Here is a 12,626-nt window from a genome sequence, read left to right on the forward strand (position 1 = left end):
CCTAATATCCTAAAATTTCTTTTGCTTTTAAAACTATATCATTTTTATTAGGAAGCCAATCACTTTCAGCTTCACTAAATGGGTAAGGTGTATTCGGTGCTGCAACGCGTCCAATTGGTGCTTTTAAATATAAGATACCTTTCTCAGCAATAACTGCAGCTACTTGTGACCCCACTCCTGCTTGTTTTTGGGCTTCTTGAACAACTACTGCACGACCGGTTTTCTTAACTGACTCCAAAATAGCTTCTTCATCAATCGGCGACACAGTTCTTAAATCTACTACTTCTGCACTGATATTTTGTTTTGCCAATTCATCACTTGCTTTGATTGCTTCTTGGACCATTGCACCATAAGCAATAATTGTTAAGTCGCTTCCTTCTTTAGCTACGTTAGCTTTGTCCAATGGAATAGTATATTCTTCATCAGGTACATCAGCTTTGATTGAACGATATAATTTCATATGCTCTAAAAATACAACTGGGTCATCAGAACGTATTGCTGAAATTAAGAGGCCTTTAGCATCATATGGATTACTCGGAATAACCACTCGAAGACCTGGGATTTGTGCCATCAATCCTTCCAAACTATCTGCATGCAATTCAGGAGTGTGTACCCCACCACCAAATGGCGCTCGAATTGTAATCGGCATCTGGCGTGTTCCACCTAAACGAAAACGAATTCTTGAGATTTGACCAGCAATTTGATCCATTGTTTCAAAAACAAAACCAAAAAATTGAATTTCAGGAACTGGTCGAAAACCTTCCAAAGCTAGTCCAGTTGAAAGTCCGAGAATTCCAGACTCAGCAAGAGGTGTATCAAAAACACGTGTTTCTCCATGCTTTTCTTGAAGATCTTCCGTTGCACGAAAAACACCACCATTTTTCCCAACATCTTCACCAAAAACTAGCACCTTTTCATCCCGTGTCAATTCTTGATCAAGCGCATCAGTTATTGCTTTAATCATCGTTTTGTTTGCCATATTTATCTTGCCTCCTTTTCTTCAAATTTCTCAATTTCTTCTTGAATTCCAACCGGTGTGTCTTTGAAAGTATTCTCCAAATACTCACTAATTTTTTGCTTTGGCATGTTTTCTACTTTATCGATAGCTTCGTTAATTTGCGTACGAACCTCCTCAACATAAACATCTTCTTCTTCTTGATTCCATAATCCCTTACTTTCCAAATAAAGTCTCATTCTAACTAATGGATCTCTTTTAATCCAAGGATCATCAATCTCTTTTGTCCGATAACGTTTCGGATCATCACCCGATAATGTATGTGGCCCATATCGGTAAGTAAGTGTTTCAATCAGTACAGGTCCATTACCTGCAATTGCATAGTCACGTGCTTCTTTTGTCACTTCATAAACAGCTAGCGGATCCATTCCATCCACTTGAATGCCTGGAATTCCTGCAGCTACTGCTTTTTGTGCTAACGTTTTAGCTGCTGTTTGTTTATTTCGAGGTACCGAAATTGCATATCCATTATTTTGAATTATAAAAATTGCTGGCGCTTGAAAGGCACCCGCAAAATTGATTCCTTCATAAAAATCACCTTGTGATGTTCCACCGTCACCAGTATAGGTGTATGCAACATTTTTTTGTCCTTTTAATTTAAGACCCAAAGCAACTCCTGCAGTTTGGACGTATTGCGCTCCAATAATTATTTGTGGTGGTAAAGCCTGTAATTCTTCAGGATATTTATTTCCATCCACATGCCCACGCGACCAAAGAAATGCTTGATACAATGGTAATCCATGTTGAACAAGCTGTGGTACATCACGATACGCCGGTAGAATAAAATCATCCTTCTCCATCGCAAAGTTCGAAGCAATTTGACTAGCTTCCTCACCTGCAGTAGGTGCATAGAATCCTAGGCGTCCTTGACGATTCAATTTTGTCGAACGCTCATCAAGTGTTCTTGACCAAACCATTTGTTTAAAGAGTTCAACCAGTTCGTCATCACTCAGATCTGGCTCCCAATCAGGTTCCACCAATTCTCCCTCTGTCGATAAGAGCTGTACCGGTTTGAATTCATCATCAAACTTTTTTAATTGTTCAAAATCAATTATTTTCTTTGACATTTTTAGACCTCCTCGTCAATCTACTTTAGAACCTAACAACAAATATTGTCCACAACGTAACTCACAATATACCACAGCTCCCCCTTCACTGAAAAGCCTATCACATCTTATATAAAACGCTTTCATTTATATTTTAACGCCATTTTAATAAAAATTAAACATTGTGACTATGTTAACTTATGATTACATTACAAAATCATTTGTACAACTATTTAGCATTTTCATTTTTCATCAAAATATCATTATTTTTTGAATTGTTGTGATTCTAATCACATTTTGCTTAAAATAAAAATTATTTCTCTCTGTTGTTTATCATTAACTTGCATTATTATTAATTTAACTACTCTAGGAGGTCTTTTTATGCTTTGGTTTTGGAAAAATGCAATACCGCTAGTCAGCGTAACAAGCCTGTTTTTCATTCCAATATTACTATTAAATCTTTGGGGGCTATCAAGCGGTAACCATTTCATTTATGGCAGCTTAATAATCATTGACTTTATTTACTTAAACCTCGAATCAATTTTCATTGCAATTTTAGTAAGAAAAAAGCGCCTGGGGAAAAAACCATGCACCGATAGTAAAAAAGACGATTAATCCATTTTAATAAATCTTGAGATTTACTTAAGAAAAAATCCAAACCTTTCTTGAAGTAAATTAAAAAGTTGTCGGCACGACTTACTAAATCAACTTCATTGTTCCACCATCTAATTGGTAATGTAGCACTTGATTATCTTGTAATTCCTGTTGATCATATTGATGAGCAACCTCAATTACTGTACAAGGCAAGCTCCAAATAATTTTTCTAATCTGATGAGTCAAGTTTTCATCTAAACTAGAGGTTGCTTCATCAAGTAGGATAATCTTCTTATTGAAGAGTAATGCTCGGGCAATCTCAATCCGTTGACGTTGACCACCGGAAATCGAATTACCATTCTCACCATAAGTTTGATCTAACAAATCAGGACCTAGTTCGGCAACCAAGCCAACTCTTTGCAGAATCGCTAAACATTCTTCGTCAGTAAAGGTCTTACCTAAGGTTAGATTAAAGCGAATCGTGTCATCGAAAAGATAAGGTTCTTGGCGAATATAAGCCAGTGCATTAGAGCCATCAGAACTAACTAGTTTTTTAGCAATCTCAATGTCACCGACAGTTGGTGTTAGAAAACCTTGAATCAAATTCAATAAAGTCGTTTTTCCCTTGCCTGAAGAGCCACTAATTAAAAGCTTCGATCCAAACGGTATTTTTAATGTTACATCTTTAAGAATTTGTTTGTTAGGTCCATAAGAAAAGCTGACATTAACTAGATCTAATTCTGGTTCTGCATTAGGGTCAAGTGGCGCTTCATCTTTAAATTGAATCACTTGTTCACGCAAATCCTTACGAATATTCTCGGTAGTTTTCATTTGATTTAAATATTGAGAAGAACTACGTAATGGACCAACAACTCGATCACTAGCAAGAAAAATGCCAATAACAACTGCTGCCGAAATATAACCATTAGCAACGAAGAACAACCCTGCACCCAGTGGTAGTAAGAAGCTAATCATTGATAACATTATCGTTAAGAACATTGCTTCGACTTGACTGTTATTCATTTTCTCATAAGCGATTTCTTCTGTATTTAAGTAACTAATCGTATCATCATACATTTCTTTTTGGGCCCGGTAGGTTCGAATCGAATTAATTCCTCTAAATAAATCCGTTACCTTGCTTAAGAAACGGCCACTATCATTTTGCCAAATTTGTGCTGTGGCGGTTAGCTTAGCTCCGAATACTTTAGGTGTGATCATTGGTAACATTGAAAATAGAATAAACAGAAGTCCAATTGGTACATTCAGTATTAGGATATAAACTGCTGAAACAACACTAGTCAAAAGCGAGCCAATCAACTCAAAAATCAGTGTAAAATAATCTGTTTCAACTAACTTAAAGTCATTAAATATTTTAGAAACTTTACTACTAGCATCATCTTTCACATTGGATATCTGCACTTGTTCATATATGTAATCACGTTTTAAGTGAATATTCATAATTTTAAGAGCACGATTTTTGAGATATTCTTTTAAGACCATCGCTAAATAAACTAAAAACATTCCCAAAATGCTTAAACTAATGTAAATAAAAACCTCTTTATTAGTTGAATGCTGATTAAATTTCGTCACATTAGAAATAATCATTGATAAAGCTACACCATCAAACGAGGCTACCACCATTGCCACAATAATCATGCCAATTAAGGTTTTAGGTAACCATTTTAAGTTGTCTTTTAATTTCATTGTGTATCGTCCCCTTCATTCATGAACACATTTTGAATGTCCGCTTTAATTTTCGTGCGATTCGGATGAACAACCGGTTCAGAAACTTCATTGTTATAGAGCGTTAATTTCTCATCAATCGTGTACAAGAAGTAGTAACCATTCATTTGTAATCGTTGCACATTTTGTTGAAACAGCTCATAACGCCACATTTTGGATATCATTCCGGGATAAAAAAGAACAATCTTTCTGATATCTCTTATTCGATAAAATGTATGACCCAGTACAGTCTCTCCAAATTTTATAAAGTATATGTATTAAAGCTTTAAATTGAATTGTAAAATTTATTACACAATCTTGGCCTTCTCTGCTAAAAAATCGATTCTAAAAAACATTCTATAATTAAAGTTAATCATAAAGATTTCAATGAATGAAAACCTCTAAACAATAATTATAACAAAATATTAACGTAATAATAATGCTTTACACATATAAATGCAATATAAAATTAACAATATTATTTAAAAGCGCAGGAATAACCAAAAAACTAGTTAAATACTTGACTATCAAAGATTTTAAATCTTACTTTTGAGATGGTGTAAGTCAATATTTGACACATCTTATTCTAGACACTAATCCCTTCAGCGTTGAACCAGTTAATATAATTTTAAACTCTGAGAATTAAGCTCCTAAAACTTAAGAATTATTTTTGAAAAAAATTATATTGCCTCTGCTGATAGATACTTAGTTGATGTATACAAAAATGATAAAGAAAAGTCCGAACTAAATAGTAAAATTGTGTCAAAAACTATTTTAGGCATAATAAATACCCCCAAAGTTATGTTCCAACTTTAGGGGTACACCTCACTTAGCTCTGGTCAACTGACGGTTATTTTTGTGATAGTCAATGTATATTCAAGGGAATCTATTCGCGTATAACAAAATAGTTTAAACTCTAATAGCATTTTATTTTTATTATAGATACTTAAAAATAGTTATCTGTATTTATCACATTCAAGTACGCCAAGCAGTCCCTTATTTTAGGCGTATCAACTTGAGCAATACTAACCACGATAATTTGATTGGCATAAACAAATAGTTTCCCGATTATGACGGTTTGTAATTGCCGTCCAAAGTTTTTTGCAAAAGGCGTGTCCTTTATAATCTAAACCTTTGCTATCTTGCCCTGTTCAATATAAATCGCCAAAATCGAAATATCTGCTGGGTTAACCCCACTGATTCGACTAGCTTGTGCCAATGTTTCGGGACGAATTTTTTCAAACTTTTGGCGAGCTTCTGTGGCAATTCCCTCAATCGCACTATAATCAATTCGATCTGGAATTTTTTTGGCTTCCATCTTTTTGAGCTTCTCAACTTTTTGATTGGCCTTTTTGATGTAACCCTCGTATTTAATTTGAATCTCAACTTGTTCAATTACCCGATTATCAATTTTCTCTGTCGGCTCTGGGATAAACTCAGCTAATTCAGCATAGGTCACTTCTGGGCGTCGCAAGAAATCACTTGCCAATACGCCATCTTTCAATGGTGCTGCACCTTTTTCCGCAAGAAATGCATTGACTTGCTCATTTGGCTTAATTCGATAGCCCTCAAGTCGTGCTTTTTCAGCTTCAATTGCCGCCCTTTTAGCTTCAAATTGAGCATAACGTTCGTCAGAAATCAAGCCAATCTCATGACCTAATTCAGTCAAACGCATGTCCGCATTATCATGACGCAAAATCAAACGGTACTCTGCACGCGATGTTAATAAGCGATACGGCTCGTTTGTTCCCTTAGTTACTAGATCATCAACCATCACACCAATATAGGCATCACTACGCTTGAGCACAACTTCTTCTTTGTCAAGAGCGTGTAACCCTGCGTTAATTCCAGCTAACATTCCTTGACCAGCAGCCTCTTCATAACCTGAAGTCCCATTTGTTTGACCTGCAGTATATAATCCACTAATTAACTTGGTCTCCAATGTAGGTCTTAATTGATAAGGTGAAACAATATCATATTCAATCGCATAACCAGGTCTCATCATTTCAGCATGTTCAAGGCCCTTGATAGAATGCACCATTTGCTGTTGGATTTCTTCTGGCATTGACGTGGACAAACCTTGAACATAAAATTCATCGGTATTACGACCCTCTGGTTCAATAAATAATTGATGCCGTGGTTTATCAGCAAATCTCACAATCTTATCTTCAATTGATGGACAATACCTTGGCCCAACCCCTTCAATCACACCTGAAAACATTGGTGCACGATCAAGATTTGCTCGAATTAACTCATGTGTTTTCTCATTGGTATACGTCAACCAACAAGATAACTGATCCTTTACATCCAAGTAATCCTCATCTGAAGTCTCAAAACTAAAATGATTTGGTTCCTTATCACCTGGCTGTTCCTCGGTTACATCATATTCAATTGTATTTCCATCAACTCGTGGAGGAGTCCCTGTCTTGAAGCGTTTTAATTCAAATCCTAGTTTTTCCAAATTACCCGATAACTTCATTGAAGGCTGTGTGTTATTAGGACCAGAAGAGTACATTAACTCACCTATAATAATTTTTCCACGAGCAGCCGTTCCAGTTGTCAAAACGACACTTTTTGCTCCATATCGTGCACCTGTATTAGTAATTACACCTTTAACAACACCATCTTCAACAATCAAGTTATCAACTATTCCTTGGCGTAAAGTTAAATTGGGTTCTTTTTCAATAGTATGTTTCATTTCGATTGAATATGCTCGTTTATCTGCCTGTGCTCTCAATGCTCTCACAGCCGGACCCTTCCCCGTATTCAACATTCTCATCTGCACATATGTCTTATCAATATTACGACCCATTTCACCACCAAGTGCATCTAATTCCCGCACAACTATTCCTTTAGCAGGACCACCTATGGAAGGGTTACATGGCATAAACGCCACCATCTCAAGGTTTATTGTTACTAAGAGTGTTTCATTCCCCATCCGAGCTGCGGCTAAGGCAGCCTCACAACCTGCATGACCTGCTCCAACTACAATTACATCGTAGTCTTTACTTGCATATTGTTTCACATCCATTTTACTTTTATTCTCCTGACTTTCCAAAATTTTCAATTATTATTTTCCTAAACAGAATTGACTAAATAATTGTGTTAATAGCTCATCTTGATAACTATCTCCCGTAATTTCACCTAACAAATCCCAGCAATTAGTCATATCAATTTGAATTAAGTCCACTGGCATATTAGCTTCGATCCCATTTAAAACGGCATCTAGCGAATCTCTCGCTTGGTTTAAAAGACCAATATGCCTTGCATTTGTAATCATGATAGTCGTTTGACTATTCTCGATTCCTCCAAAAAACAACTCGGAAATTCTTTCTTCTAATTTATCAATCCCTGAGTTTTTCAAAACTGAGACACTTATAAAATTATCTTTTCCAATCAAATCAATCAGCTGTTCCATATTAAGATTTGTTGGCAAATCAGCCTTATTTAATAAAATTAACCTTTTCTTGTCTTTTGTAAGTTCAATTAATTGTTGATCTTCCTTAGTCAAATCTTCATTTTGATTCAAGACAAGCATTACTAAGTCCGCTTGTTCTATTGCTTTTTTAGAGCGTTCGACTCCAATTTTTTCAACCTTATCAATAGTTTCACGAATTCCTGCCGTATCAATTAACTTAAGTGGAACACCTCTAACATTGACATATTCTTCAATAACATCACGAGTTGTTCCAGCAACATCAGTCACAATTGCTTTTTCCTCATGTAGTAAATGATTAAGCAAACTAGACTTTCCAACATTTGGACGTCCTATAATTGCTGTTGCCAATCCTTCTCGTAAAATTTTACCTTGTTTTGCAGTTTGTAATAGTTGTACGATTCTTTCTTTAATCTCAATTGCTTTTTCTTTCAGTAATTTAGTGGTCATTTCCTCCACGTCATCATACTCAGGATAGTCAATATTAACTTCAACTTGTGCTAAAACATCTAAAATATCTTGTCTTAAGTTTCTAATTAAATGTGACAAATTCCCGTCCAATTGATTTAACGCAACCTTCATAGAACGGTCAGTTTTTGCTCTAATCAAATCCATTACTGCTTCTGCTTGAGAAAGATCAATTCTTCCATGTAAAAAAGCACGTTTAGTAAATTCACCAGGTTCAGCTAATCTTGCCCCATTACTTAACAACAATTGTAAAATTTCATTTGTTGCCACAATTCCACCATGACAATTAATTTCAACAACATCTTCACGAGTGAACGTTTTAGGAGCTCTCATTATTGAAACCATAACTTCATCAATTTCTTGATTCTTCTCGGGATTAAAAATATGTCCATAGTTTATCGTATGACTTTTAACCACCATCAAGTTTTTACCAGAAAATACATGATTTACAATTTGTACTGCCTCTTCACCGCTTAAACGAACAATTGAAATAGCTCCTTCACCAGGTGGGGTTGAAACAGCCGCAATTGTGTCGTATTCCGTAATAATATTTGCTACCAATTATCCTAATACCTCCTTTAGACAATAAAAAAAGCGCCACTCCACGCCTTGAAAACGTGGATAAAGCACTTTGACTACTTCATCAATTAAGATAAGAATGATTGCTTATAATATACTTTTAAAAAGAAAAAAAGTCAATATGCCAATCTTCTTCTTACCTCCAAGTAAACAGATTATTAAATCTTATCAACATACTTTCTATGTTTTATTAAACAATTCTGGCATTAAAAATAAGAAAATTATATTTTTATTAAAAAAGAGGTTGCTTTTTTAACATCAATCATTATAATAAGGAATATCAATTATGAGGTCATGTTATAACAATCAATTGTTGAAAGGAGTTGAACAACATGTTTCGTTCAAATGCTATTTGTAATAATACAGCCCAGTATCTAGTGAGCCTAGTCATTATTAACACGCGCGATGTGTTGTTTGATGTCTTGGCTAATTAGATTGTTTAGACATTAAATCCATCGCGCTAGATAAACTAGGCGATGGATTTTTTTAGCACCCACCGCCAAAGTGTACCTATGGCAGTGGGTGTTTTCTTGTTTCTTAACTTTCTTTGACTCTCATAATTCAAATTTTAAGGAGGAATTAAAATGTCACTTTCAACTGATCCAAAAGCAAAAAATCCCGAAACATTAGATTGGAGCAACCTCGGTTTCAACTATATGAACCTTCCTTATCGCTATCGTGCGTACTGGCGTGATGGTGAATGGCGTGACACTGGTCTAACTGAAGATGCCACAATTACAATTAGTGAAGGTTCAACTTGTCTACATTATGGACAAGAAGTTTTTGAAGGCCTAAAAGCCTATCGTTGTAAAGATGGTAGTATCAATTTGTTCCGTCCTGATCAAAATGCACAACGAATGCAAAAAAGTTGTGAACGTCTAATGATGCCAAAGGTTCCCACAGAGATGTTTATTTCTGCACTCAAAGAAGTTGTGAAAGCCAATGAAGAATATATCCCACCTTATGGTACAGGCGGTACACTTTACCTTCGCCCCTACCTTGTCGGTGTTGGTGGAAATATTGGTGTTCATCCTGCACAAGAATATATTTTCTCAATTTTTGCAATGCCTGTTGGAAATTATTTCAAAGGTGGGCTAACACCAACAAACTTCATTGCCTCAGAATATGATCGCGCAGCACATAAAGGAACTGGTGCAAGTAAAGTTGGTGGTAATTATGCTGCAAGTCTCTTCCCCGGCCAACTAGCACATGATGCAGGATTTTCAGATTGTATCTACCTAGATCCTATTAACCATCAAAAAATTGAAGAAGTTGGTTCTGCTAACTTCTTTGGTATTACCAAAGACGGCAAGTTCGTAACACCAAAATCACCATCTATTTTACCAAGTGTTACCAAGTTTTCATTGCTTTATCTAGCTGAACACAATTTTGGAATGGAAACAGAACAAGGTGATATCTTTATTGATCAACTAGATCACTTTGCTGAAGCTGGTGCATGTGGAACGGCTGCCGTTATCTCACCTATTGGTGGATTCCAATACGGAGATAACTTCCACGTATTTTATAGTGAAACAGAAGTTGGCCCTGTTACTCGTAAGTTATATGATGAATTAACTGGCATCCAATTTGGTGATGTCCCTGCACCAAAGGGATGGATTGAAAAAGTTTAATAACTATAGTCAAAAAAAGGAATAGGAGTTATCTACAATGATGGAGAATACAGGTTCACCCCAATCAAAAACAACAGTTAAGGAATATGCATATCGTATCTCTGCCGCCGTTGCAAATGCAATCTTAGTAACACTAGGTATTGGACTCTTACTACAAACAATCGCTTCATTCGTACATTGGAATGCCTTATATCAGGTTGGTGTTATTGCAAATAATTTGTTAGCTCCTTCAATCGGGGTTGCCATTGCTTCTCAGTTAGAAACAAGCTCGCTTGTTATCTTTAGTGCCATGATTTCTTCAACCATTGGTGCTAATGCTGTGCACTTTACAAATGCTGCTGTCAATGGGACAACTGCTACTGGCTCAACGCTGATACAAGCAGCAGGTAGTACATCTTTTGCTACTGGGCAACCAGTTAGTGCTGTTTTAGCTGGTTTAGTAGCTGCTTTAATTGGTAAATATTTGTCTGGCAAAACTCCATTGGATATGATGCTTGTCCCATTTGCCGCAACTTTCATAGGGGGAGTTAGCGGTTTAGGCCTTGCAGCCGTCACAACTCCACTGTTACTGAATGTCAGTGCCTTTATTGCCAAAACAATGCAAGTTAATCCATTAGTTGGTTCGATTTCAATTTCTGTGATTTGGGCTCTTTTCTTAATGACTCCTGCTTCTTCAGCAGCTTTAGCAATTGCTTTAACTCTCGATCCAATTTCTTCAGCGGCTGCATTAATTGGAACTACGTCACAATTCGTTGCATTTACAGTAATGTCATTTCGCCAAAATAATTTAGGGGCCAACATTGCTCAAGGTGTTATGACTCCTAAAGTACAGTTTCCAAATCTTTTAATTAATCCGTATTTGTTAGTACCTTCAATCTTATCCGCAGTAGTTTGTGCTCCAATTGCTACGATTATGTTTGGATTCCGTTCAACATATAAATTAGCTGGGTTAGGTTTAAATTCCTTCATTGCACCTTTAGCTTACGCTTCAGAAGGTTGGAGCCAATTTGCAATCTATATGTTCACAGGTGTTGTCTTACCTGCAGTTATTTCATTAGTAGCATATGGTATGATGAAAAAAGTTGGATTCATCAAAGACAATCAATTGCACTTAGAAATCGTTTAGTTTCAGTAAATTCAAAAAAAGGACGTTAGTAAACCATGGGTAGGAAATATGCAATCATCGGAGTTGGTCACGTTGGAGCAACAATCGCCTTTTCACTTGTAACTCAAGGACTCGCTGATGAACTTATTTTAATAGATAAAAATCAAAAAAAAGCAAGAGCTGAACAACTAGATCTTCAAGATGCAACAGCTCGCTTAAGTAGTCATCCTAAAATTAAGATCCAAGATTATAGTGAATTAGTTAATACAGATATTCTTTTTGTCACAGCCGGAAACATCCATGCTTTAGATAATGCCAGTGGCAACAGGTGGGCCGAGTTTGAGTATACACGCGAAATTGTCAAAGATATTGCACCAAAAATTAAAAATAGCGGATTTAATGGTGTATTAATTGATACTATGAATCCTTGTGATGCAATTACTCAATATCTTCAAAAAGAAATCGGCTTGCCAAATTCTCGAGTATTAGGAACTGGGACTTTTTTAGACACTGCCAGAATGCAACGTGTTGTCTCAGAAAAGTTTGAAGTTGATCCCAAAAATGTATCAGGTTTTGTATATGGTGAACATGGTGAATCACAATTTGTTGCATGGTCAACTGTCACAGTAAATGGTCTTGCAATTAACACACTTACATCAAAATTGAATCTTGACTTGGAAGAACTCGAAGCTTCCGCACGTTCAGGTGGATGGGATATCCACTCTGGAAAAGGATACACTAGTTTTGCAATTGCGACATGTGCAATTAAGTTAAGCCTAGCAATCTTGGACGATGCAAAGTTAATGTGTCCTTGCTCATTTTACAATGCTAAATATGAATCTTATGTTGGTCAACCAGGTATAATCGGCAAAAATGGCGTCGAAAGTCTTGTAACCATCCCGCTATTACCTGAAGAAGAACAAAAATTAGCAATTTCAGCAGCTACAATTAAAGAGAAGTTTGCTACCTTATAATATTTAAATTACCCTTCTCCGTGAAACAAAAAAAGGAGCTAGGTCAGACAATGTTC

10 protein-coding genes are annotated in these 12,626 nt (G+C 36.1%); 4 read left to right on the forward strand and 6 right to left on the reverse strand.

Going from position 1 to position 12,626, the window contains the following annotated elements:
* Window position 1: 1 nt before the first annotated feature.
* A complete protein-coding gene (locus FC80_RS00780) occupies window positions 2-979 on the reverse strand; it encodes an alpha-ketoacid dehydrogenase subunit beta (protein WP_057828248.1) in 978 nt (325 codons plus the stop codon).
* A 2-nt stretch (window positions 980-981) separates the two neighbouring features.
* Window positions 982-2,082, reverse strand: a complete 1,101-nt coding sequence (gene pdhA, locus FC80_RS00785) for a pyruvate dehydrogenase (acetyl-transferring) E1 component subunit alpha (RefSeq protein WP_057828249.1) — start codon at window positions 2,080-2,082, stop codon at window positions 982-984.
* Window positions 2,083-2,442: 360 nt separating this feature from the next.
* Here pdhA and FC80_RS00790 point away from each other — a divergent pair, with 360 nt between their 5' ends.
* On the forward strand, window positions 2,443-2,676 hold the full coding sequence (locus tag FC80_RS00790) for a hypothetical protein (RefSeq protein ID WP_057828250.1): 234 nt from the start codon (window positions 2,443-2,445) through the stop codon (window positions 2,674-2,676).
* An 84-nt stretch (window positions 2,677-2,760) separates the two neighbouring features.
* On the opposite strand, the gene FC80_RS00795 is transcribed toward FC80_RS00790, so the two are convergent.
* From FC80_RS00795 to mnmE, 4 genes are all read right to left on the reverse strand, one after another.
* The gene (locus FC80_RS00795; protein WP_057828251.1) at window positions 2,761-4,359 is read right to left on the reverse strand and encodes an ATP-binding cassette domain-containing protein; all 1,599 of its coding nucleotides are present in this window, start codon (window positions 4,357-4,359) and stop codon (window positions 2,761-2,763) included.
* On the reverse strand, window positions 4,356-4,550 hold the full coding sequence (locus tag FC80_RS00800; protein ID WP_157055563.1) for a hypothetical protein: 195 nt from the start codon (window positions 4,548-4,550) through the stop codon (window positions 4,356-4,358). Before FC80_RS00800 ends, FC80_RS00795 begins: the two co-directional genes overlap by 4 nt.
* Before the next feature lie 953 nt (window positions 4,551-5,503).
* Window positions 5,504-7,408, reverse strand: a complete 1,905-nt coding sequence (gene mnmG / locus FC80_RS00805) for a tRNA uridine-5-carboxymethylaminomethyl(34) synthesis enzyme MnmG (RefSeq protein WP_057828253.1) — start codon at window positions 7,406-7,408, stop codon at window positions 5,504-5,506.
* Between the two features lie 39 nt (window positions 7,409-7,447).
* The gene (gene mnmE, locus FC80_RS00810; RefSeq protein WP_057828254.1) at window positions 7,448-8,842 is read right to left on the reverse strand and encodes a tRNA uridine-5-carboxymethylaminomethyl(34) synthesis GTPase MnmE; all 1,395 of its coding nucleotides are present in this window, start codon (window positions 8,840-8,842) and stop codon (window positions 7,448-7,450) included.
* 602 nt (window positions 8,843-9,444) lie between these two features.
* Here mnmE and FC80_RS00815 point away from each other — a divergent pair.
* Genes FC80_RS00815 through FC80_RS00825 form a run of 3 tightly spaced genes read left to right on the forward strand, consistent with a single transcriptional unit; the run spans window position 9,445 to window position 12,570 of the window.
* Entirely contained in the window at window positions 9,445-10,491 is a 1,047-nt protein-coding gene (locus tag FC80_RS00815) for a branched-chain amino acid aminotransferase (protein ID WP_057828255.1), read from the forward strand.
* Window positions 10,492-10,528: 37 nt separating this feature from the next.
* Window positions 10,529-11,617 (forward strand): PTS sugar transporter subunit IIC, encoded by a 1,089-nt coding sequence (locus FC80_RS00820; protein WP_420806300.1) that lies wholly within the window; start codon window positions 10,529-10,531, stop codon window positions 11,615-11,617.
* Between the two features lie 35 nt (window positions 11,618-11,652).
* Entirely contained in the window at window positions 11,653-12,570 is a 918-nt protein-coding gene (locus FC80_RS00825; protein ID WP_057828256.1) for an L-lactate dehydrogenase, read from the forward strand.
* Window positions 12,571-12,626 lie beyond the last annotated feature (56 nt).

The organism is Liquorilactobacillus cacaonum DSM 21116, from assembly GCF_001436735.1.
Classification (GTDB): domain Bacteria; phylum Bacillota; class Bacilli; order Lactobacillales; family Lactobacillaceae; genus Liquorilactobacillus; species Liquorilactobacillus cacaonum.